General features: G+C 37.7%; 23 protein-coding genes. 6 read left to right on the top strand and 17 right to left on the bottom strand.

What is annotated here, in order from left to right:
* Positions 1–152: 152 nt before the first annotated feature.
* From TR08_RS20950 to TR08_RS20920, 7 genes are all read right to left on the bottom strand, one after another.
* Positions 153–1,346: a MalY/PatB family protein gene (locus TR08_RS20950; protein ID WP_045521611.1), complete on the bottom strand. Its 1,194-nt coding sequence runs from the start codon at positions 1,344–1,346 to the stop codon at positions 153–155.
* A 169-nt stretch (positions 1,347–1,515) separates the two neighbouring features.
* Complete coding sequence (locus tag TR08_RS20945; protein ID WP_045521789.1) at positions 1,516–2,583, bottom strand: sulfate/molybdate ABC transporter ATP-binding protein; 1,068 nt, start codon at positions 2,581–2,583, stop codon at positions 1,516–1,518.
* A gap of 51 nt (positions 2,584–2,634) precedes the next feature.
* On the bottom strand, positions 2,635–3,486 hold the full coding sequence (gene cysW, locus TR08_RS20940) for a sulfate ABC transporter permease subunit CysW (protein ID WP_045521788.1): 852 nt from the start codon (positions 3,484–3,486) through the stop codon (positions 2,635–2,637).
* Positions 3,487–3,504: 18 nt separating this feature from the next.
* Positions 3,505–4,341, bottom strand: coding sequence for a sulfate ABC transporter permease subunit CysT (gene cysT, locus TR08_RS20935; protein WP_081954584.1), 837 nt, complete (start codon positions 4,339–4,341; stop codon positions 3,505–3,507).
* Between the two features lie 21 nt (positions 4,342–4,362).
* On the bottom strand, positions 4,363–5,421 hold the full coding sequence (locus TR08_RS20930) for a sulfate ABC transporter substrate-binding protein (protein ID WP_370576373.1): 1,059 nt from the start codon (positions 5,419–5,421) through the stop codon (positions 4,363–4,365).
* Positions 5,422–5,553: 132 nt separating this feature from the next.
* Positions 5,554–5,748, bottom strand: coding sequence for a YezD family protein (locus tag TR08_RS20925; RefSeq protein WP_045521609.1), 195 nt, complete (start codon positions 5,746–5,748; stop codon positions 5,554–5,556).
* Positions 5,699–6,181, bottom strand: a complete 483-nt coding sequence (locus TR08_RS20920) for an RrF2 family transcriptional regulator (protein ID WP_045521607.1) — start codon at positions 6,179–6,181, stop codon at positions 5,699–5,701. Before TR08_RS20920 ends, TR08_RS20925 begins: the two co-directional genes overlap by 50 nt.
* Before the next feature lie 277 nt (positions 6,182–6,458).
* Here TR08_RS20920 and TR08_RS20915 point away from each other — a divergent pair, with 277 nt between their 5' ends.
* The 3 genes from TR08_RS20915 to TR08_RS20905 all read left to right on the top strand — a co-directional run bounded on the left by TR08_RS20915 (position 6,459) and on the right by TR08_RS20905 (position 9,781).
* Positions 6,459–8,126 (top strand): ribonuclease J, encoded by a 1,668-nt coding sequence (locus TR08_RS20915; RefSeq protein ID WP_045521605.1) that lies wholly within the window; start codon positions 6,459–6,461, stop codon positions 8,124–8,126.
* Between the two features lie 245 nt (positions 8,127–8,371).
* A complete protein-coding gene (locus TR08_RS20910) occupies positions 8,372–9,499 on the top strand; it encodes a CAP-associated domain-containing protein (protein ID WP_193747812.1) in 1,128 nt (375 codons plus the stop codon).
* Between the two features lie 87 nt (positions 9,500–9,586).
* Positions 9,587–9,781, top strand: coding sequence for an alpha/beta-type small acid-soluble spore protein (locus tag TR08_RS20905; protein ID WP_045521602.1), 195 nt, complete (start codon positions 9,587–9,589; stop codon positions 9,779–9,781).
* Positions 9,782–9,955: 174 nt separating this feature from the next.
* Here the strand turns inward: TR08_RS20905 and TR08_RS20900 are convergent, their stop codons facing one another.
* Complete coding sequence (locus tag TR08_RS20900; protein ID WP_045521598.1) at positions 9,956–10,798, bottom strand: dimethylarginine dimethylaminohydrolase family protein; 843 nt, start codon at positions 10,796–10,798, stop codon at positions 9,956–9,958.
* Between the two features lie 122 nt (positions 10,799–10,920).
* Between TR08_RS20900 and TR08_RS20895 the strand changes: the two genes are divergently transcribed.
* Entirely contained in the window at positions 10,921–11,289 is a 369-nt protein-coding gene (locus tag TR08_RS20895; protein ID WP_045521596.1) for an SET domain-containing protein, read from the top strand.
* A 147-nt stretch (positions 11,290–11,436) separates the two neighbouring features.
* On the opposite strand, the gene TR08_RS20890 is transcribed toward TR08_RS20895, so the two are convergent.
* On the bottom strand, positions 11,437–11,946 hold the full coding sequence (locus tag TR08_RS20890; RefSeq protein WP_045521594.1) for a response regulator: 510 nt from the start codon (positions 11,944–11,946) through the stop codon (positions 11,437–11,439).
* A 78-nt stretch (positions 11,947–12,024) separates the two neighbouring features.
* Positions 12,025–13,059 (bottom strand): fatty acid desaturase, encoded by a 1,035-nt coding sequence (locus TR08_RS20885; RefSeq protein WP_045521593.1) that lies wholly within the window; start codon positions 13,057–13,059, stop codon positions 12,025–12,027.
* 226 nt (positions 13,060–13,285) lie between these two features.
* Here TR08_RS20885 and TR08_RS20880 point away from each other — a divergent pair, with 226 nt between their 5' ends.
* The gene (locus TR08_RS20880) at positions 13,286–13,681 is read left to right on the top strand and encodes a hypothetical protein (RefSeq protein ID WP_045521592.1); all 396 of its coding nucleotides are present in this window, start codon (positions 13,286–13,288) and stop codon (positions 13,679–13,681) included.
* 255 nt (positions 13,682–13,936) lie between these two features.
* Here the strand turns inward: TR08_RS20880 and TR08_RS20875 are convergent, their stop codons facing one another.
* Together TR08_RS20875 and TR08_RS20870 are read right to left on the bottom strand one after the other, a co-directional pair.
* Entirely contained in the window at positions 13,937–15,163 is a 1,227-nt protein-coding gene (locus tag TR08_RS20875) for an MFS transporter (RefSeq protein WP_045521786.1), read from the bottom strand.
* Positions 15,164–15,516: 353 nt separating this feature from the next.
* Positions 15,517–16,434 carry a ketopantoate reductase family protein gene (locus TR08_RS20870; RefSeq protein WP_045521590.1) on the bottom strand — a complete coding sequence of 306 codons (918 nt, stop codon included), beginning with the start codon at positions 16,432–16,434 and terminating at the stop codon, positions 15,517–15,519.
* A gap of 125 nt (positions 16,435–16,559) precedes the next feature.
* On the opposite strand from TR08_RS20870, the gene TR08_RS20865 reads away from it, so the two are divergent.
* A complete protein-coding gene (locus TR08_RS20865; protein WP_238579207.1) occupies positions 16,560–17,375 on the top strand; it encodes a S1C family serine protease in 816 nt (271 codons plus the stop codon).
* Between the two features lie 126 nt (positions 17,376–17,501).
* Here the strand turns inward: TR08_RS20865 and TR08_RS20860 are convergent, their stop codons facing one another.
* From TR08_RS20860 to TR08_RS20840, 5 genes are all read right to left on the bottom strand, one after another.
* Positions 17,502–18,848, bottom strand: coding sequence for a multi antimicrobial extrusion protein MatE (locus tag TR08_RS20860; RefSeq protein ID WP_045521588.1), 1,347 nt, complete (start codon positions 18,846–18,848; stop codon positions 17,502–17,504).
* Between the two features lie 159 nt (positions 18,849–19,007).
* A complete protein-coding gene (locus TR08_RS20855; protein WP_238579206.1) occupies positions 19,008–20,558 on the bottom strand; it encodes a DUF4145 domain-containing protein in 1,551 nt (516 codons plus the stop codon).
* A 130-nt stretch (positions 20,559–20,688) separates the two neighbouring features.
* Positions 20,689–21,165, bottom strand: a complete 477-nt coding sequence (locus tag TR08_RS20850) for an aminodeoxychorismate lyase (protein ID WP_045521586.1) — start codon at positions 21,163–21,165, stop codon at positions 20,689–20,691.
* Positions 21,155–21,535, bottom strand: a complete 381-nt coding sequence (locus TR08_RS20845) for a hypothetical protein (RefSeq protein ID WP_045521585.1) — start codon at positions 21,533–21,535, stop codon at positions 21,155–21,157. Before TR08_RS20845 ends, TR08_RS20850 begins: the two co-directional genes overlap by 11 nt.
* Before the next feature lie 210 nt (positions 21,536–21,745).
* A complete protein-coding gene (locus TR08_RS20840) occupies positions 21,746–22,249 on the bottom strand; it encodes a DinB family protein (protein ID WP_045521584.1) in 504 nt (167 codons plus the stop codon).
* Between the last annotated feature and the right edge of the window lie 8 nt (positions 22,250–22,257).

Raw genomic sequence — 22,257 nt, 5'->3', positions numbered from 1 at the left:
TTACATAGTGCATTTTTAAGTGATTTAAACAAGGTGTAGGGCATACTAGCTTCCTGCTAGCATATTGCTATTCGACAGCAACCGCGTGCTATCCGACAGTTTTTTTCGTTATACGCCAGTATTCCCCACAATCATCCAGTTAACTTATCTACCTATTTTAGATCTGCAAACTCTCTAGCTATTCTTTCAAATGCTTCCTTAATCATCGGTCTAGGTGATGGAATACAGATTCTTTGATGGTGTAAGCCTTCTTCTCCGAACATTTTTCCATCTTCCAATAAAACATTTGCTTTGTTATAGATTCGATCATGAACCTCTTCAGGTGATAGTCCGTAGCCGCTAAAGTCCATCCACATGATGTAGGTTCCTTCAGGTATTCTTACTTTCACTTTCGGCATGTTTTGAGCTAAAAACTCCACTGCCCATTCCATCGTATCATCGATATATTCTTTTAGCTGCTCTAGCCAATCCTCACCCTCATGGTAAACAGCAATAAGTGCTGAAACAGTAAATGGGGATGGCAAATGCATTCCCATCACTCCATTGAAGGTTTTCCTTACCTCTGGATTCGTTATAATTACATTAGTACAATGAAGTCCAGCTACATTAAAGGTTTTGTTAATCGCTGTGAAAGTGATAATTTTATCAGCGTGTTCCGGAGCTGCTTTTGCAATTGGAATAAAGGTTTGATCACGTCGAACTAAATCACCATGAATTTCATCAGCTACTAGCAGCACATCATTTTTCGCACATATATCCGCTAATTTTCTGAGTTCATCATTATTAAAAACTCTTCCAGTAGGATTATGTGGGTTACATAAAATGAACATTTTCGTCTTTTCATCTTTAGCCTTCGCTTCAAAGTCTTCGAAATCAATCGAATAATTGCCTTCCTCATCACAAATAAGTGCATTATTCAGCAGCGTTCTTCCGTTAGCATTGATAGATGATGTAAATGGCGGATAAACAGGTCGTTGAATGATGACTCCATCCCCAGGTTGTGTAAATGCCCTTACTGCGACATTCAATGCATGTACTGTCCCTGGACTATACACGATTTCTTCCTTCTGGAACTCCCAATCGTGTCTCTTTTTAAACCAATGTTGCACTGCTTCAAAATACTCATCAGGGAAAACTGAATAACCAAAAATTCGATGATCAACGGTTTTATGTAATGCGTCTATCAAGGGCTGTGGAACAGGTAAATCCATGTCGGCAGTAAATAATGGGATCGTGTCTTCATCGTATCTTTCAGTAAAACCCATCGTTTTAAGTATCTGACCTCCGTCCCATTTTATGGAGTAGGTCCCTCTACGATTAACAATCTCATCAAAATTATATTTCATGTTATCTGTCCTTCCATTTTTTATTTTACGAACTCTAGCACTTAGTTGGTTAGTTTACACGTTGAAAAAGCTTCTTACTACTAATTTATGCTTTATATATGTTTATTTCAATCATAATGCAGTCAGAGTAAATAAAATAGGTGCCAGGATCTCCTAGCACCTTTTCCTTCTATATTAATTTGCTTTTTAAAGAATTTCTAATACCACTGTTTGCTAAATGGGTTATTTTATTTTCTGAATTAAATACTACGATATTTTTAAACTCAGCATGAAGGATATCTCCTTTTTTTACTGGGCTCATATTTTGATACTGTTCAATACTCATTTCTGCTTCAAATAAATCACCTGTATCATGCCGTCTTAATTCTATCCTTACCGTAGATCCTATCACATGGATGTGTGAAACCTCTGATATGATGCTGTTTCCTTGTGAAATTTTCCGAAGAACAATTTCATGTGGTCTTATATAACTGATGATCTCCGATTCACCAACTCTCTCAGGTTCCCGAAATTCGTTGACTCTTCCTAAAAAACTATAAACAAATGCGCTTTCAGGCTTCTGATAAACCTCTTCAGGTGAACCAATTTGTTCAATTTCTCCATTATTCATTACCACTACGGTATCAGCCATTTCTAGAGCCTCTTCTTGGTCATGGGTAACAAAAATAGTGGTGATGTTGAGCTTTTGATGAATTTCTCTTAACCAATGGCGAAGTTCTTGACGAACCTTTGCATCTAGTGCACCAAATGGTTCGTCAAGTAGTAAAACTTCTGGCTCTACAGCAAGAGCCCTTGCCAATGCAATGCGTTGTCTTTGTCCACCTGAAAGCTGTGAAGGATAACGATTGGCAAGATGATCTAATTGAACGAGCTTCAATAATTCATTTACTTTTTCGGCAATTTCATTTTTAGAAGGTCGTGTTTTTCGTGGTCTTACCTTTAATCCAAAAGCAATATTATCAAATATAGTCATATGCTTGAATAAGGCATAATTTTGAAAAACAAACCCTACATTCCGTTCTTTAATTGTTTTGTAGGTGTAATCTACGTCATCGAAGTAAATTCCTCCTGAATCCAATCCCTCCAACCCTGCTATAAGCCGAAGAAGTGTCGTTTTACCTGAACCAGATGGCCCTAATAAGGCAACAAAATCTCCTGTTGGAATATCAAGATTGACATTTTTGACGGCTTGAAAGGTTCCAAAAGCCTTTGACACGTCCTTGATCGTAATCCCCATTTCAACATCCCCCAATGCAAAGACAAACAATTTATCTTTGACAGTGCTCATTTAGTGTTTATTTGTTTTCCACTCCACGAAACTTTTTAAAATTAATGTCAGTAAAGCAAGCAGAGCCAGTAAGGAAGCCACAGCAAAAGCTGCCGTAAAATTGTATTCGTTATACAATATTTCAACATGGAGAGGAATGGTATTGGTTAATCCTCTAATATGTCCGGAAACAACTGATACCGCTCCGAATTCACCCATGGCACGTGCATTACAAAGAATGACACCATACAGCAAACCCCATTTAATGTTGGGTAAAGTAACGCGAAAGAACATTTGCCAACCATTTGCTCCTAGTGTAATCGCAGCCTGTTCCTCCTCGGTTCCTTGTTCCTGCATAATAGGCAGCAATTCTCTAACTACAAATGGAAAGGTAACAAAAATAGTAGCTAGAATAATTCCTGGTACTCCAAAAATAATCTTAATATTATTTGCCTCTAGAAACGGTCCAAGTAATCCCTGCGATCCGAACAAGAGAACAAAAACGAGCCCGGCGATAACGGGAGAAACAGCAAACGGGATATCAATTAACGTAATTAAAATATTTTTACCCCTGAACTCAAATTTCGCTATCGCCCAAGCGGCCAACACCCCGAAAAGAGTGTTAACAGGTATTGTAATGGCAGCAGTAAGTAATGTTAAGTTGATTGCAGATAAGGCATCAGGCTCTGTCAAAGCAGCAAAGTATAACTGAATTCCTTTATTTAAAGCTTCAGAGAAAACAGCGATTAACGGTACCACAATAAATATTCCTAAAAAGCCTATGGCAATCGTAATCAGCAGCCATTTTGTTACCAAAACTGGCTGGAAAGTGGTTTTTACATCCTTGGCATGAAGGGTTGTTTCTCGAACCATCATATTTCCCTATCTCCTCTAGCACACTTGATATTTTTTTGTTGTTTTCCATTGCCAGAAATTTATCAAAAATAATAGAACGAATGAAAATACAAGCATAACAACTGCGATAGCAGCTGCACCGGCATAATTGAATTGCTCTAATTTCGTTATGATTAGCAATGGGACAATCTCTGTTTTCATTGGCATATTCCCTGATATGAAAACAACGGAACCATATTCGCCCAAAGCCCTTGCAAAAGCAAGGGCAAAGCCTGTTAAGATGGCTGGGAAAATAGCTGGAAAGATAATTTTGACAAAAATCTGCAGAGAATTGGCACCAAGTGTAGCAGCAGCCTCTTCATATTGCTGATCCAAATCTTGCAATACCGGCTGGACAGATCGGACGACAAAGGGAAGTCCGATAAAAGTTAAGGCAATCATGATCCCAAGTGGTGTATATGCGACTTTTATCCCGATTGATTCAAAGTATTGCCCGATCCATCCATTTGGAGCATAGATAGTGGTAAGCGCGATTCCAGCCACCGCGGTTGGAAGAGCGAAGGGCAAATCAACCAGTGCGTCAATGATTCGTTTTCCATAAAACTCGTACCTTACCAAAACCCAGGCGATCAGCGTCCCAAAAATCGCATTTACAAATGCAGCAATGAACGATGTATAGATCGTCAATTTATAGGAAGCAACGACTCTTGTCTCGGTGACAGTCTCCCAAAATTCTGCCAGGCTGATCGTCGTCGCTTTTAAAAACAGAACGGCAATCGGTATCAAGATAATCAGGCTAAGATAAATTAGTGTGTACCCCATTGATAGTCCAAATCCCGGCAAAACCCGATGTTGCTTTCTCTTATTAGACACCTCAATACTCTCCTTTATACCTTACGGTTTGTATATTTCATCAAAGACTCCGCCATCGTCAAAATGTGTCTTTTGCGCATTTTTCCATCCGTCAAAAACCTCATCAATGGTAAATAGGTTAATTTCAGGGAACTGCTCAGAGTACTTTTTGGCTACCTCTTCAGAACGTGGGCGGTAATAGTTCTTTGCAGCTATTTCCTGACCTTCCTCTGTATACAAATAGTCTAAATACGCTTTCGCCACTTCCTCAGTTCCATGTTTCTTTGCCGTTTCATCCACAACAGTAACAGGCGGTTCAGCAAGAATACTGATGGAAGGGACGACAATTTCAAATTCATCCTTTCCTAACTCATTTAAGGCTAAGAATGCTTCATTTTCCCATGCAATTAATACATCCCCTATGCCTCTTTCGACGAACGTTGTGGTAGAGCCGCGTGCTCCAGAATCTAGAACAGGTACATTCTTAAAGAGTTTGGTTACAAACTCTTTTGCCTTCGCTTCGTCTCCGTCATTTTGTTCTAAGGCATATCCCCAGGCAGCAAGGTAATTCCATCTCGCACCTCCTGATGTTTTAGGATTTGGAGTGATCACGGAAACGTCTGTTTTCACGAGATCATTCCAGTCTTTAATCCCTTTTGGGTTGCCCTTACGAACAAGAAATACAATGGTTGATGTGTAAGGTGAGCTGTTGTTATCTAGTCTTTCTTGCCAATTCTCTGGAAGCTTCCCTGCTTCAGCGATTACATCGATATCATAGGCTAGTGCCAACGTTACTATATCCGCTTCTAGACCATCAATGACGGAGCGGGACTGCTTACCAGAACCTCCATGTGATTGGTTAATGGTAACTTTTTGTCCTTTTTCTTTTTCCCAATAGGCTGCAAAACTTGAGTTGAATTCTTCATAAAATTCTCTTGTTGGATCATACGATACATTTAAAAGCTCAATTTCTTTTTTTACGGTTTCATCAGTCCCAGCCGACTCAGATTCTTTCTCCTTTGTTGCGCTTTGATTCGAGCACCCAGCAACCCATAACAGTAAAGTTAGGGAAAATAGTGTAATCCAAATTTTTTTATTCATCATAATATCTCCTCTTTTAGTGTATTTGCTAGGCTTTTCCATTAAAAAAAGCCCAATAGTTTAATTAACGTACATAATTATGTACGAGAAACTACAGGGCCTTCGGGTGTCCGATCGGCAATTATTCATTTTTTATAACCTACTTTTGATTTGTTTTGATGGCGCACTTGTTTTACTCTGTAATGGAAGCCGATGCTTTTCTAAGCGATCAATTTGAGTGATTTGAGAATCATGAACCGTAATTTGAACCGTTCCAAATTCTAATCCTTCTAGCAAACTAGCTATTTTTTCCATCACCTGTTGATCCAGTTGCTTTTTTAATGTCAAAGAAATCCTCTCCTTCTAGCTTGGTAATTCGGTTCGATAGTAAATCCTCCAATGTTGTTCGTTCCAAAACAAATGCAATAGTATCACGAACTAAAGACCACAACGGCTTTAGTTGACATCCCCCCTCTAATGCACATGGTTCGTATTTTGTGATTGAGGCACAGCTCATTGGTGATAAAGGTCCCTCTAATTCACGGATCACTTCACCGATATTAATATCTTCAGGTTCTTTTTGAAGCAAGTAACCACCTTTTGCACCACGTTTACTGACCACATAACCCAGTTTTTTTAATTGTAGAAGGATCTGTTCCAGGTAATGAATACTGACAAGGGTTTTTTCAGATATTTCCTGAATGCCGAGTACTTTTCCTTTATGGTTTCCTAGTAGAATCAAAGCTCTTAGTGCATATTCCCCCTTGCTTGATACCTTCATTTTAGACCTCCTAATTAATGTTGAGTAATTCAGTCAACATTCGCTGATAAAAATGCTCCATAGTGGTCTTGGAGATCAAAATGGAAATGGTTTTCTTAATTCCGATTAACTTTATAGGATTACTATAAATCATATCATAATTGTTCTTTTTCCAAAAATCAATATATTTTTTTAAAAATTTCAAAATGTCTATTCAAATAAAATTACTGACTCAAACATACTCACCTTATTCAGGGGAATAATAAAACCATCTACATGTATTCAGGAGGAATAAACGTTGAAAACGAAACAGTTATCTATTTTCGCTTTAGGCGGAATCAATGAGATCGGTAAGAACATGTATGTGATTGAATATGGAGACGATATCTTAATTATAGATTGCGGCGGTAAATTTCCTGACGAGAGTTTAATGGGAATTGACCTGATTATCCCAGATATGAGTTATTTAGAGGAAAATCAGAATAAAATTCGTGCGATGATTGTGACACATGGGCATGAAGATCATATTGGCGGTATTCCTTTCTTTTTAAAAAGATTAAATGTACCGATTTATGCTACTCGTTTTACATTAGGACTAATTGAATTAAAGTTAGAAGAGCATCGCCTTCTTCGGGATACTGAGCTTATAACCATAAATTCGGAGTCCACTCTTGAACTTGGCGAAATAGGTGTTTCCTTTTTCAAAGTGAGTCATAGTATTCCTGATTGTCTTGGTATAGTTTTTCACACACCTGAAGGCAATGTCGTACATACCGGAGACTTCAAATTTGATTTAACGCCCGCAAACAATGATTATTGCGATATTCATAAAATGGCTGAGATTGGCAGACAAGGTGTTATTGCCTTAATCTCCGAAAGTACCAATGCTGAAAGAAGAGGCCTGTCTCCATCCGAGCAAATGGTGGGTGACCATTTAGTTGAGGCATTCGTTAAAGCAGACGGAAAAATCATCCTATCTACCTTCGCGTCGAACGTTAGCCGTGTTCAACAGGTCGTTGAGGCAGCTATGAAGACAAATCGAAAGCTTGCCTTACTTGGACGAAGTATGGTAAATGTGGTTGATGTTGCACTAGAACGGGGCTATTTAAATGTTCCTGAAGGAATGCTCATCAGTGCAAATGAAATCGAACAGTTTCCTCCTGAAAGGATAGTGATTCTGTGTACCGGAAGTCAGGGAGAGCCCAATGCCGCCCTTGCACGATTATCAACAGGGAATTATCGGGATGCCACGATTTACCCTGGGGATACCGTTATTTTAGCGGCGTCGCCTATTCCAGGTAATGAGAAGGATGTTTCTCGGATCATCGACAACTTATTTCAGCTTGGTGCTAAAGTCATTTATGGCTCTGGCAGCTCAACCGGTATGCATGTTTCTGGTCATGGCTACCAGGAAGACTTAAAACTCATGCTTACGTTAATGAAGCCAACCTATTTTATTCCGATTCATGGTGAATATAGAATGCTTTATCATCACAAGCAATTAGCTGAATCTGTTGGGGTAGAAAAAGGAAACACCTTCATTATAAAAAATGGTGATGTGGTTGATATTGAAAATTCAGTTGCTCGTCAAACACGACATATTCCAGCTGGAGACACGTATGTAGATGGAATTAGCGTTGGGGATGTCGGGGAAATTGTATTGCGAGACCGGAGACAGCTATCTGAAGATGGAATGCTCGTTATTGTGTTAACCATCAGTAAATCCGATCGAAAAATCATCCAAGGACCTGACACCATTACACGTGGATTCGTTTATGTAAAGGAATCCGAGGATCTGTTAAGAGAAATTAACCGACTTGTTAAGAAAGTGATTCTTGAATTAGAAGCAGATAATATCCGGCAGTGGAATGTCATGAAGCAAAATATTAAAAAATCTGTCGGACAGTATTTGTTCAAGCATACAAAGAGAAAACCGATGATCCTACCGATTATCCTTGAAATTTAATTAGCGTAAATGGAAATGTCAGGCACGTGGTATAGTGCCTGACATTTCCATTTTGGAGCAACGCAGATATAGTTGATTTAACGCATATAAATTCCGGTTACCTCAGATATATTTCATTTAACGCAGATATTTTCTGATTATCGCAGATATATTAAAATAACAAAGATATAATTTGATTTCAGGACTAATTTATTTTACTTTTTTTCGAAATTGGCTATACTCCTAATAGAATTGGAGGAAAGATGATGTTTCGTTTTCTTAGATTAATCGCATTATTATTTATACTATATATTTCATGGCCTTTTATTGCAAAACAGTTGGATAATTCAAATATCCATGCTAATTTTGTTTCGTCGTTAAAAGAAAATCTGGAAGTACCAGAAACGATTAGTGTTTTATATGATGAGGTCCAGCAGTTGTTGAAGCAGCTTGGCTTTCAAATAGATGAAATACAGCAGACGCAAGAAAAATCCAAGGATGGACCGCAGGAAAAAGTAGAGTTAACACCTCCTTCTGAACAAACTTTTTCCATCCATAATGTCGAGCTTGGGAATGCCAAGGCTGACATTGAGCATAATTTAGGGGTAGCAAAACGGATTTCGCTCAATGAATATGGGGAAAATTGGCATGCTTATCATGAGAATTACCATGATTTTTTTATGGTCATGTATGATAAAAATGACCAAGCTGCCGGTTTATATACGAACCAAGATTTGTTAGCATCCACCAATGGAATTAAAATTGGCAGTTCGTCAAAAGAAAGTGTTCGTAGTATTCTCGGCGAACCAATCACGAAAGTCCAAAAGGGATTGGTAATTTATCAGTTGCAAGAGGATAATGACAATGATCTATTTTTGCTGGATGACACTTATGTGACCATATTTTATGATAAGCATGAGAACAATACCGTAACAGCCATACAAATCGTTAGCAAAACGTTAGAAGAGAACAAAAAAGATTTTTATACGGAAGCAACGCCAACCTTAAAAGAAGGCTTTGAATATCAAATGTTTGATTTAACTAATGCTGCACGAGTTAATCATCAGCTCCCTATCCTAACATGGGATGACCATGTTAGAGAAACGGCTCGAGAACATAGTGCCGATATGGCGGAGAATGATTATTTCGACCATAAAAATCTTGAAGGACAGACACCATTTGACCGAATGAAAGAGGATGAAATTGCTTTTCATACAGCTGGAGAAAACTTGGCTTATGGGCAATTAAGCAGTATTTTCGCCCACGAAGGATTAATGAATTCACTGGGACATCGTGAAAATATTCTTCGCCAAGATTATGAGTTCCTAGGTGTAGGTGTCGCCTTTAATGATAAATCACAGCCTTACTATACGCAGAACTATTATGCTAATTAAGTTAAACGAATCAGGATAATAAAAAAGGGTAAATTAAATACGAGCAATTCCTAATTGCTCAAAATACTTCGTCGGGAGTGATGTATCATGGCTAGAAACAAACTAGTGGTTCCTGGTGCAGACAATGCTCTGAATCAAATGAAGGAAGAAATCGCCAACGAGTTTGGAGTTCAACTTGGTGCTGATACGACCGCACGAGCTAATGGTTCAGTTGGAGGCGAAATGACCAAACGTCTTGTTGCTTACGCTGAACAATCATTACGAAATCAACAAGGGCAATAACTTGTGATTTCACTAAGAAAAGCGTAAGCGCCTTGCCCAGAGGCGACAGGCATAAGATAGCCGGCGAGAAGGTTGGTCTTTACCTTCTTGACGGATTGGCTTATGACCCCGAGCCTCTAGGCGCTGAAGCTAGACAAGAACAGAGGCTGTCCGAACACTCGGACAGCCTTTTTCTTATCCCCTTAAAATGGGGAGTGTACAGCAGCGGAAGGAACCACCAGATTTGATGATCTCTGTAATATCCACTTCGATCACTTCAAATCCATGGTTTCGCAGCTTTTGGTTCACCTGTTTATTAACATGTAAACTTAAAATTTTCTTATTCCCAATACTTAATACATTTGTTCCTAGTGTAAATTGTTCTTCCTCTGATACCTCAATTAATTCATACCGTGATGAAAATAGGTCGATATCTTCCTTTGTAAGTGCTGGTGGATAAATCAGGGCAATATCAGGTGATATTACATTAAAAACACAATCCAAATGGAGATATCGTTCCTTAAATGGAATGGCTTTGACATCATATTGATTTAGTATACTTTGCAGATGTTCAACAGCCTCCAGATGGGTCCTGTTACTTAATCCCACGTAAATCGTTTCCCCATCAATGATTACATCTCCGCCTTCAATCCTGTCTTCAGCTAAATTGTAATAAGACATTTCTTCATCATCTAGCCACTGTTTTAAAACCTCTTCCTCCCCGATACGAACATCATGTGCCATCTTTGCAACAAAAATGGTTTGCCCTAAGGTAAAACCAATATCTCTTGTGAATACCTGTTCTGGGAATTTTTTATGGTACGGTAATAAAATCACCTCAATACCATTCGCTTCTAAGGTTCTAACAAACTCCCTATGTTGTTCCAACGCAAGTTTTATATGTATACCTTCATCCTTAAATTCCTTTTGTGTTTCGTTGATGACTTCACGGATCGTCATGTACTGGGGCTGACAAAGAATCACGCGTTTTAATTGATCATACTCGTTACCACAAAATGTTTTATGATTTAGCCTCATTTTAGCACCACCTCATTAATCTTTTTTTTATAGGATTGCTTAAACAAAATTATCCATTCATTCATAGATTAATACTAAAGTGTTTTCATTCAATTATTTAATTAAATGGTGGTGCTGATTATATGTTTGAAGTGAAGAAATCAAAGTACGGCAGAGGAATATTTGCAACTCGCAACATCATGAAAGATGAGCTCATTCATGAAGCACCGGTGATTATTTCCTCTAAGGATGAGTATAAATATTTGAAAAAAACCATCTTGGTAGAATACGCGTTCTGGTGGGGTGAGGATTTAGAAGAATGTGCGTTAGCACTTGGATATGGATCGCTGTTTAACCACTCCTACACCCCGAATTCTTTATATAAACTTAATCTAAAAAACCAAACCATTGACATTTTTGCTTATAAAAACATCAAAAAAGGTGATGAAATTCTAATCAATTACAATGGGGATCCTGATGACGATGAACCAATGTGGTTTGATGTTTTTTGACCCCATCCTAGCCTTCATAGGCTTCCTTCAATGTTTGTTCATCATTCTCCCTTCCTTATTTAAAATACTATACACGAAAATCATATCCCAACTTTTACCTAAAAAGACATAAAAAAGCATCCAAATACTCTTGGATGCTTTTACTGCCTATCCTGTTGGTAATTTCATTTTATCCATAATGGATGATAAATAATTTTTGACGGACCCCGTTTTGGTATTTTGAGCAGATTTCAGAGGGAGTGAATCGGCATTTTCATCACAAGAAACCTCGTCCATTAGTTCATTGGAATAAATTCGCTTTCCATCCAAAATGCTGCGAATGGAAAAAGCTAATTCCTCACTTGGATTATCTTTCAGTAAATAACCCCTTACGTCAGCCTTCAATGCACGTTGGTAATATCCTGGTCTGGCAAAGGTCGTTAAAATTAACACTTTACAGTTATTAAGCTGTAATTCTTCTGCCACCTCTAGACCACTCTTTTCAGGCATTTCAATGTCCAAAATACAAAGGTCTGGCTGTAATTGGTGCACAAGCGTCAGTGCCTCTTCCCCATTGCCTGCCTGACCGACCACTTCAATATCCTCTTCCAAATTCAGCAGATTGCCCATGGCCTCTAACAGCAGCTCCTGATCCTCTGCGATTACAATTCGAATCATTTTATCTCTCTCCTTATCAGACCGCTGCTAGTTATGCAGAGACTCCCCTATAAGGGAAGCCTAACGAAATGGGTGAAATTACAATTCTGGTTTTGCTTGAACAGAAATCTGTTTTTTGGCTAAAGCTTTCACGTCTTTAAATGCAATAAAGTTCTTAGCTTTTTCATCCCATAAACGGAAACGAAGTGACTTTAAGCTTGTTGCAAGTGTAATCGTTGGCACGTTTTGTAATGGAAGCGTCTCATTATGAGCCTCTTCTAGTTTATAATTCGGGACCCGTGGGCTTAAATGGTGAACATGGTGAAAACCAATATTCCCTGTTAAAAATTGCAAAAGTTTTGGGAGCTTGTAAAAAGAACTTCCTTCAACCGCTGCTTTTACATATTCCCAGTCTTTATCTTCTTCAAAATAAGAATCTTCAAATGTATGCTGAACGTAAAACAGCCAAATACCTGCTGCACCTGAAATCATGAAAATTGAACCTTGTACTAGTAGAAATGACTGCCAGCCAATTGTCATGCAAAGCAATGTAATCAAAGCAACAATCAGAACATTAGTCAAATAAGTATTCATTCGTTCTTTTTTACGGGCGTCTTTTCGGTTAAATCGATTTTTTAACATGAAAACATATATAGGTCCTAAACCAAACATAACCAATGGATTGCGATAAAAACGGTATGCTAAACGAAGTTTAAGCGGTGCTGCTAAATATTCATCAACAGTTAGTGTCCAAATATCACCTGTACCACGCTTATCCAAGTTACCACTTGTTGCATGATGAACAGAATGCTCGTGACCCCATTGATCAAACGGGAATAAAGTTAAAACTCCCATTGCGGTACCAACTGCACGATTCGCAGTTCTGTTTTTAAAGAACGAATGGTGGGTACAGTCATGAAAAATGATAAAAATTCTTGTTAAAAAACCTGCTGCAATAATAATTGGTACCAATGCTAACCAATAAGAAATAGCTAAGCTTTGATATGCAAGGAACCACAATAGGATAAATGGTCCCACCGTATTGATAATCTGAAATACACTTTGTTTCGTCGTTGATTTTTCAAAAGGAGCAACTTGTTTTCGTAAATTTTTAGTATTTTGTTGTACAGACATGTTTTTTATTCCCTTCGGTTTGTGTCGTTAAATCAAGTATAGGGAAATAAAATCATTACTGTAAGTACCAGGTGTCATATGTAGAGTATGACAAATGTCACATACAGGTTGTCTTTTTGCTACAAAAACACAAATATATGCTATAATGAAATAGTGATGAGTTAACAAACTAAAGCGGTGACTTAAGGGATAAACCAGACCAACCGCTCCAAAAGGGTGCTAATGAATGAAAAATCAAATTGATACAATTTATATTTTAGAAAATCCCGAGAAAAATATTATTAAATTTGCAACTGGTTATCAGCTTAAATATGAAGACACTATTAAAGATGTTTTTGGCGTTGCCTGCCTAAATGATTTAGAAATGATGATTCAGTTTAACAAGCCTTTCCAAGAAAGCATATGTAATAGTAAAAAAATAAGTTTGAATCATATTTCCCTGAATCAAGTGATTCGAATTGCTTCGAAAAATGAACTCATACAATTAAGAAATCAATTGTTGGAGAAGTTAGGAAATTTACCTCTACCTCGCCCTTTCGATTCAACCATAAAACTCCAAGAAGGAATTTTTCACTGGGATGAAGCCAATTCTTCATACATCTCAGAACAACTTGGTGCTTAATCTAAGTAACCCCACCTAACTTCTCGTTAAAGGCAGGGTTGCTTTTTCTATGGGCATCTTTATTACATTATTATGGCAAGTTTTTGTGAAAGTGATGAATCTTGTTCGTCCGATAACTTCTCTAATGCAGCCAAGAATCATTAAGAGTGTTTTGATTCAGACATTTTCAAATTCTCGTAAACCCTAACTTTGCTATACCAAAAAAAGCCGTCCTCTTTTTAAAGAAGGAACGGCTTTTTTGGATTATAGAATCCCTTAATTGGTGCTTTCTTTTACAACTGGTTTCCCTGCTTCTAATAACACTTTACTTCCCACTAAGAAAAAGCCTTGAATAAACATCAATAAACCAGTACCTATTAGCAGCCATTCTATTTTAACAATGTCGGCTATTGGTCCGAATATCAGCATTCCTAGTGGCATCATCGAGGTGGAAATCATCCCTAAGACACCAAAGACTCTTCCTAGATAATCCCCCTCTACTTTCTCTTGTAAAAGAACAGTAGATGGTGTATTAAAGATTGGCATTGCAACACCTACGATTCCCATGAAAACTAAATAGAGCCAAAAAATTGAGGTAATACCAAGTGCAAATGTAAAGGCTCCCATCACAAGGGCAGCTAATGTCATTGTATGAATCTTGTTTTTAAATCCGCCCCAAGATGCCATAAACACACCACCCAGCATCATTCCGATTGAAAAAGTAATTTCAATCGCTGTTAATCGCCATACATCATCACCGAAGCTTCGCGTGACCTGTAGCGGGGTAAGAAAAGCAACAGGTGCCGCAAGTACAAAGAATACCGCGAAAAATACAAAAAACTTCTTAACAAAAGCGTGATTTTGAATATAAATAAAACCTTGCTTTAAGTCGCTGAAATAGCTGGTCGTTTGCTTTTCTGCCGCTTTTGCATGGATAGGGATATGCAAAAATGTTAGTAAAATAAAAATCGCGATTGCTGCAGTGACTACATCTATAAAGAAGATTGCTTCCATTGAAGCCATTGTCAGCATTGCCGCACTGACCATTGGCGCAACAAGCATGATTAGTGCCTGGATACTCCCGTTTGTTCCGTTCACTTTTGTCAGTTTATCCTCTGGAACAAGCTGAGGAAGAATAGCTCCAACCGCTGGACCTTGAATTCCTGTTCCAATCGCCCGAATCGCTGACATAAGAAATAATAACCAAAGTGCCTCGTACCCCATTAAAAACAGGATGGCTAATATCAAAGTTGAAATGGCTATCAAGGAATCTGATAGGATAATTAGCATTTTTCGATTGTAGCGATCTGCCCATACTCCTGCAAATGGAGAAAGAAAAAAGGTTGGGACAAAGCCGCAAATGATAGAGATTGTCATCATAACACCCGACTGAGTGTTCAAGGTGATATACCACATGATCGCATATTGAACCAAGGCTGACCCAAAAAGCGATATCGTTTGACTTCCCAAAAAGAGAATCGTATTTCGTTTCCAATTATTCATTTCATGATTTGGTGTTTCCATAGATAACACGTCCTATTTAATATTTTTAATTTGTTTTGTTTGTGGTCAAGGACATTTTTATAGAAACTGAAATTACATCTAAAAAAAACAGCAAAAAAGAGGGCAGAATCGTCCCCTCTTTATTTACATCATCGTAAAATAAAGGTTTCCCTAAAAATAGACAGACCACTCCCTTAACTCTGCACACGTACAAAGTCCTTGAACCTATTCAATTAAAAGTTCAAAGCTGGGAATCGTAGTCTTATAGACGCAGTCAAAGGGAAAACCTCCATTTCTTTTAAGTTAATTTTAGTTTAACCTATGCGTCTTTCTATATCAAAGTGATTTCTTTTTCAATAAGTACTTTCAACCGATTTGATGGTATCATATAGTTTTTTGTTTACAGGGGTTGGTACTCGATGTTTTTCACTCATCTCCAATACTGCTCCCGCAAACAATGGTATCTCGCTATTTCGCCGCGCTTCCAAATCTTGTGCCATGGATGGTTTCCCTTCTGGGCTCAATGTGGCTAATACGCTTAACCAATAATTCAGGTCGACCTCTGTTAGATTGATCCCCTCGTATTCAGATAAGGTAATTACCTCTCTCATGGCGGCGATCATGGTGTCCCTTGCTTCGCCTTCCCGTTGAATTTCACCATATTTACTTTCATATACAGCAACGGTTTGATTGACCCCAACATTCAGCATGAATTTTCCCCATAGACGCTTATTCATATTGGTGTCTACCTCGTATGGAAAATCGATTTTATCAAAAAAGGCAGCAACGCTCTTAACCTTTTCTGAAATCATTCCTGGCTTTTGATCACCAATGCAAAGCATTCCCATATGGTCATATGTAAGTTTATTTCCTACTTTTACCGCATCCATCCCTTGGGCCACACTATAAAGGATGTTATCCAGACCATAAACCTGACCTATGATCGCTTCACTTGTAATTCCATTTAATGCGGAAATAATGATGGTATCCTTCCCTACATGATTTTTTACTGCTTGGATGGCTTCATGTAAGCCTTCATATTTCACTGTGAAAATCAGTAAATCTGCTGGTTCACAGGTTTCTTCAGGTGTTACATAAAGGAAGTCACAAGGTTCACCATTACAATAGACGTGTTCATTCATATATTTTACCTTTCGATCACTATCGGCTATGAACCTCACATTTTCCTTTGGCATTCTCTTGGCTAAATGGTTTCCGAATAAAATTCCTAATGCTCCTAATCCGATAATTGATACTTTTTTAATCTCCATTTCCCATAAGTCCTCTCCTCTTTTTATTAAATTTTATCATGAAAATTTGATTGATTAATAATGATTAGTTTTTCACTCATAATCGATATAATAGAATTATACAAATTAGTGGTGAGGTATTGAATGTGGATAACGAAAATAAAGACCATTATCAAACTGATGAAGAAATAGATTGGGAAGCCTTTTTTAATCCAGATGATAAGCAGGAATGGGAAAAAGAGAAACTCCAAAAGAAAAAGCGGAAAAAGTTTATCGTCAAAATCGTTAGTTCCCTGCTCGTGCTGGCACTTTTAATAAGTGGGTTAGAGGTGTGGATTAATATTTTCAACCTCCCTGCTATCACCTTTGTTGAAGTGTCTAATAGATTATCGAAGCAACCAGAAGTGAAAGATTACAAAAAATCCGTTGTGACGATTGAATGGGATGGAGTAAAAGGAACTGGCTTTACGGTCTCACCTAATGGTTTAATTGTCACCAATGAACATGTTGTCACGCGAACAAATCGAGTAAATGTTCATTTCAAATCTGGTAAGTCTTATGTTGGCAAGGTAATCGCGAAACAACCGGAAATAGATGTGGCTATTGTAGAGATTGACGCTGAAAACCTGCCATTTCTTCCACTATCTATCAATAAAGATTGGGAAAAATGGGTCGGCGAGGAAATCATTTTTATCGGTAATCCGTTAGCTTTTAGCCAAATAGCCAATCAAGGTACAATCATTGGAAAAGCTAAGTTAACCGACTGGGATATACCGGTTATGATGATTGAAGCCCCAATTTATAAAGGTAATAGTGGCAGTCCAGTACTGAATCAAAATGGTGAAGTGGTTGGTGTCATTTTTGCCACCCTTCAGAACCCAAAAATTGAAACAAAAGAAATCGTCGGGGCTGCAATTCCATCTTTTTACATAAAGGAGATCTTAAAAACAATACGGGATTAATACCAACAAAAGGAGTTTCATGAACCCCATTTTCATTATAAATTTAGAAAAAACTGGTCTCATGAAGTGTTCATGAGACCCAAAATCATATTGTATCAAACATAATTGACCTCATGAAGTGATGCATTACCGATTTTTGTCTGCTTTTAAAAACCCTTTTATACCAATCATAGTAGCTTTTCCTTCTTTACGCTCTATGGCGTGGACGAAGCTGCCTACAACGATTAACTCCGCCAAAAACCCAAAAGAAAGTCCTATTGCGCCGATTGATCCATTCCATTGAGCTGCAAAATTCACTCCTATGATTAACGCAATCAATGTAACTACAAAATTGGCAGACTGAGAAATAATCGTTACTTTTGTTCGTTTATATACCATCAATAATCCATTATAGAAATCCACAAACGGAAACACTAACGCCATTAACATGGTGACTTTTAGAACTTGTAAACTGGCATCTAATAATCTTCCATTTACCCCAATCACATGCTCTAAAAATAGTCCTCCAAGCGGAGTATACGATAGAATGCCCACTAATATACACGGGACAAAACCTATCACAATTAAAAACTTCTTCACAATGGTGTTATGGTCACCATAAAAATTGATAACAATTTGATGGATATAGGTGAAAAAACTTAAAATCAATTGGGTCACACTCATGGCTATGGCGTAACTCGCAATGGCAAGCTCGATATTAACTGTTTTACCTAAAGAAACATTGACTGCAGGTCCTATCATAACGACAATTACAGAAGAAAACATAAGTGGACTATAAAACTTGAATATAGTTCTCTTAGACTCTATTTGTAGCTCGTGCTTTTCAGGCATTTTGAGAACTAAGCTCCTTGCTTCAATAAAGCTGATTAAACATTCAATCATCATTCCGATTAAGAAAATAATCGCACCTGATTTTCCTGAAATTTGACCACTGTGAATGAAATATAAGGACAACAGATACATGGCTACCAGCCTTATGACCATTCCAATGGTTAACCATTTTGTTTGTCGGTTATAAATAATAATTCCCTGGGCTAAACAACGGAGTGCAGAAAAAATCGTAACGAATATAAGTACTTGGTAAATCCCCTTAATATCCTCCACCATGTTCCCATTAGCTCCGAAGATTTTCGCAAAAATAAAATCTCCTGCCGGTGTATATGCAACTGAAATGGCGACCAACATTAAACTAACTATTAAGTAAAAAGCAAAATGGGACATTAATTTATACGAATTTTTATCCCTCACCAATGAAGAACAAGTTTGACGAAGCAAATTTCCTAGCCGTTCTGTAATTCCAAACAAACTCATCGCAATCGCATAACTTGCCAAAATAAATTCAGAATTATCCGCTCTAACTAATGTACTATTTATGATGATATGGGAAATCGTAACAAGACTAGCAGACAATCCTAAAGGAATAAAGAAAATGAACAAGGATTTCATACTGAGCGCTTCTTCTGTTTTTTGCATTCTCTCCAACACCTTTTAATTAGAATATCTTCATTAATTTATTTCGGTACTCTAAATTTATTACTCTATATTATAAATCCTTTGGTATTTCATGGATATAATTATTTTTACCAAAATGAAAATAACACCGACCTTTTTAAAAAATGTCGGTGTGTCTTATTAATCATTACTTTCTAATAATGGAATTTTCACTTCTACACCTAAACGTGTAAGTAATTTTGCCAGAGTTTCAAGTCCGGATTTTGGATTAATTTTGGTTTCAAGGTAATACGTTGCACCTGTTATTTTAGATTTATAGGTATGCAATTGAGTGAAATTCCTTTTATCTTTATGAACAGGTTCAAGCGCCATGGCAAAGCGTTTACCGTTATCGGTTGAACCAAGAACAACACCCTCTTTTATTATTTGATGAAGAGGCAGATGATGATCTTCAATCCAATTTAAACCTTCTTTCCAAAGGGCAGGCACACTTTCACCCCGGATAACAGTGTTCCCTTTTCCAAGCTTTACATTGATATATAAGGATTCCCATTTTTTATAACTTGTCCGATTAGACTCCTCGACCTCTGGTGTAACAGCGGCTTTTTCATTTGCTTTTTTCTTCAACTGCTCAAACAGCTTTTCGACTGTGCCAATCCCGACATTTTCATATTTCGCCAGGATAACAAGCTCCTTCGGAAGCTGTCCCACACTTTCAATTTGATCTTCATTAAGTTGTCTTAATAGGCTTGGAATGCCAGTGAATTCTGCCGAGGTAAGCGGAACCTTGGAAAGTTCTTCGGTGACAATGATATGGTCAGCCTTGTAAAAGAAAAACAGTTCACCTTGTCGTTTAAGTGATAGATTCCTTCTAATTATTTCTTCCTCAATAAAAGTCCTTAATTCCTCAAAGAGTATTTCATCATTCTTTTCACTATACCGTTTCACATGCTTGTGAAGACCCGTGAGATTCTTTGGCAGCTCACTCATGATCCGTCCTTGTTGCTCTGCTCCTAATCGAATGAGAAAGGTTTCGGATTTATCAAATCGTTGTGGCAGCAGGAACACATCGCGAAGAAAATAGGGAACTTCCAATTGTCTGCCATTATACGAAATTGTACGAATCGTGGTCACTCCTGGATTACCCTCTTCATTTGTAGGTGCTGCTGCTTCAGGGGTTTCAACACTTACTGCTGCTTCTGCCAGTGCAGACTCAGCAGATAGCTTTTCAACCGAATTAGAAAGGAGCTCTTCAAGTGACTGGAGTCTAATTTCAAGCTCGGACATATCATATCTTTTTTCCAGGATAGGTGATGGATCCTGATAATCCGGAACAGTAATATCTACTGGACCGTACACCTCCACATACCATTTGACAATTTTATATAATGCTTCCCAAGACAATAATGCCTCAGAATACCGGAACATTCTCGAATTATGGGCTGCTTGATTTCCAATTTGCCTAACAAAATGCAAAGCATCTCTTATTTCAGGAATTAAATATCCTTTGTCGTTAAGCATATCAAGCTGATCTTTTAAATTTGCTCGAGGATCTTCTGGCAATTCCTCAGCACGTATAACCTGCTGCAAAATATTTTCCATAAATACACGAGCGTGTGTCAGCATGGTTCTTGGACTGGAAAAAATACTATTTTCCAATTCACGTGCTACTAACGCCAGTTCTTTAGATATAGGCTCAATAAACTGATAGAAGTAAGATTGTTTATCCATATGATAGCTGCTCCTCTGAATATATAATATTCTTATTTTATCATATCGACGAGTTCTTGGAATATACTAGTAGATTTTTCGATTAAGAAAAGCCGGACTCTAAAAGAGTACGGCTTTTGATTTGTTCTATTTAATTTGTAAAAATAGTTCCAATGATTTGGTCGTATGACATTCCACTATTAACTGTATAGGAACCTGGACGTAAAGCGTTTTGTAACCCTCTTGCTTCAATATCCTGCGTGAAGGCAAACGCATCAGGGATCAAACTCGCTTGAACGAGCACATTAGCGACATCGATACTAGTCATCCCATCTGCTACATTGACTACTACTTGGGTTACGGGTTTATCCTTTTCTTTTGAATCAGCAGGCTTTGTTTCAACATTCTTTGCTGCTTGCAAAGTCTTTTCTAATTCATCTTTTGTTTGAACAACATAACCTGCAGATTCAAGATGTTCCTTCATCTGTGCTGCAGTTAGTTGAACTTTTTCGGAAGATTTGGCTGATGCTTTTTGAGGAGTACTATCATCAGTGAAGTATACAACGCCACATATCGTTGTCGAAATAAGTAAACCTGCTGCAAAGCTGCTCAATAAGTTAATTCGCATTGGCAACTAGTCCCCCTTCATCCTTCATTTTCAGATAAGGTGTTAGCAGCTGTTCAATTTCAGTTTCTGATACTTCTTTTTTCTCAGCGATGCTTTCAATTGAGTAATTACGTCTGTATAAGTCTATTACTTCACGCATAAAAAGCTTCTCGTCTGCAGAAAGTTTAATTCCAGCTTCTTTAATAACCACTTCTATATCAAGCTCGATATCTCGGATTGAGTCTTGAATGCTATTGATTTCTTTCATCATTGATACATGTACTAAATCAATTTGCTTTTTTTCTACTTTAGAGTCACGATATGTCTTAAGAATTGAAAACACTAGCAATAAGGCGGAGAGCAGAAACAATCCGAATAAAGTCCATTCCATCAAAATACTACCTCCTTCTTTTTAATAGAACAACACAAGAATCTATTATACATCCAAAATAATAAATTTTCGATTCTAAACTAAAAAATACGTCAAAAGTCGTAGAGAACTGTAAAAATGCGGAGAATAAGGAATTCTTTTGTTATATTTTTTGAACATAAGAAAAAGCACCCATTTGATGAGTGCTTACATGTATCTACTAAGAAACCATTAGATAGATGGAGCTTCCATTCCCATAAGGCTCCATTCCTCTCTTGATGGTCCATAAACTCCTGGAACCTTCAAACCAGCTTGGCGCATGAGAACTGTCATTTGCCCCCTATGATGAACAATATGCTTGATGAGCATATTAAGTGTTGCGGCTTTTTGCAATTCCATTCCAAATACATTTTTCATTTCAGTTAAAGTTTGATCTGTCCATTGGTTGCCAATTGCCTCACTAGTGTTAGCACTTACACTTCGAAATGTTTCTGCAATTTCCCTAGCTGAGGTTGGAATAGTGCTTTCGTCTTTAACCGAATCAACTGTTACGCCAAACTCAATAAGCATTCCTGGTGTACTAGAAACAATATGCCAAGCAATGGCTCCTAAAGTACGGTCTTCAGGTGAAACCCTTTGTTGAAGTGACTCATCCGTTAAGGCATCTAAAACCTTTTGGGTTGTAGCTGCTTCTTGATTCCATTCATCGATAAAATGTGAGATAGAAGTATACATTCCATTTC

The sequence above is a fragment of the Neobacillus niacini genome, assembly GCF_000759675.1.
Classification (GTDB): Bacteria; Bacillota; Bacilli; order Bacillales; family Cytobacillaceae; genus Neobacillus; species Neobacillus niacini_A.
Note: the sequence above shows the minus strand (reverse complement) of the source record. Positions and strands in the feature narration are given on the sequence as shown.

What these genes read in the sequence shown, in the direction of transcription:
- TR08_RS20950 (WP_045521611.1), bottom strand. Translation starts at nt 1,346, where the DNA reads ATGAAATATAATTTTGATGAGATTGTTAATCGTAGAGGGACCTACTCC.
- TR08_RS20945 (WP_045521789.1), bottom strand. Translation starts at nt 2,583, where the DNA reads ATGGGGATTACGATCAAGGACGTGTCAAAGGCTTTTGGAACCTTTCAA.
- cysW (WP_045521788.1), bottom strand. Translation starts at nt 3,486, where the DNA reads ATGGTTCGAGAAACAACCCTTCATGCCAAGGATGTAAAAACCACTTTC.
- TR08_RS20930 (WP_370576373.1), bottom strand. Translation starts at nt 5,421, where the DNA reads ATGAATAAAAAAATTTGGATTACACTATTTTCCCTAACTTTACTGTTA.
- TR08_RS20920 (WP_045521607.1), bottom strand. Translation starts at nt 6,181, where the DNA reads ATGAAGGTATCAAGCAAGGGGGAATATGCACTAAGAGCTTTGATTCTA.
- TR08_RS20910 (WP_193747812.1), top strand. Translation starts at nt 8,372, where the DNA reads ATGTTTCGTTTTCTTAGATTAATCGCATTATTATTTATACTATATATT.
- TR08_RS20905 (WP_045521602.1), top strand. Translation starts at nt 9,587, where the DNA reads ATGGCTAGAAACAAACTAGTGGTTCCTGGTGCAGACAATGCTCTGAAT.
- TR08_RS20900 (WP_045521598.1), bottom strand. Translation starts at nt 10,798, where the DNA reads ATGAGGCTAAATCATAAAACATTTTGTGGTAACGAGTATGATCAATTA.
- TR08_RS20895 (WP_045521596.1), top strand. Translation starts at nt 10,921, where the DNA reads ATGTTTGAAGTGAAGAAATCAAAGTACGGCAGAGGAATATTTGCAACT.
- TR08_RS20890 (WP_045521594.1), bottom strand. Translation starts at nt 11,946, where the DNA reads ATGATTCGAATTGTAATCGCAGAGGATCAGGAGCTGCTGTTAGAGGCC.
- TR08_RS20885 (WP_045521593.1), bottom strand. Translation starts at nt 13,059, where the DNA reads ATGTCTGTACAACAAAATACTAAAAATTTACGAAAACAAGTTGCTCCT.
- TR08_RS20880 (WP_045521592.1), top strand. Translation starts at nt 13,286, where the DNA reads ATGAAAAATCAAATTGATACAATTTATATTTTAGAAAATCCCGAGAAA.
- TR08_RS20875 (WP_045521786.1), bottom strand. Translation starts at nt 15,163, where the DNA reads ATGAATAATTGGAAACGAAATACGATTCTCTTTTTGGGAAGTCAAACG.
- TR08_RS20870 (WP_045521590.1), bottom strand. Translation starts at nt 16,434, where the DNA reads ATGGAGATTAAAAAAGTATCAATTATCGGATTAGGAGCATTAGGAATT.
- TR08_RS20860 (WP_045521588.1), bottom strand. Translation starts at nt 18,848, where the DNA reads ATGCAAAAAACAGAAGAAGCGCTCAGTATGAAATCCTTGTTCATTTTC.
- TR08_RS20855 (WP_238579206.1), bottom strand. Translation starts at nt 20,558, where the DNA reads ATGGATAAACAATCTTACTTCTATCAGTTTATTGAGCCTATATCTAAA.
- TR08_RS20850 (WP_045521586.1), bottom strand. Translation starts at nt 21,165, where the DNA reads ATGCGAATTAACTTATTGAGCAGCTTTGCAGCAGGTTTACTTATTTCG.
- TR08_RS20845 (WP_045521585.1), bottom strand. Translation starts at nt 21,535, where the DNA reads ATGGAATGGACTTTATTCGGATTGTTTCTGCTCTCCGCCTTATTGCTA.
- TR08_RS20840 (WP_045521584.1), bottom strand. Translation starts at nt 22,249, where the DNA reads ATGTATACTTCTATCTCACATTTTATCGATGAATGGAATCAAGAAGCA.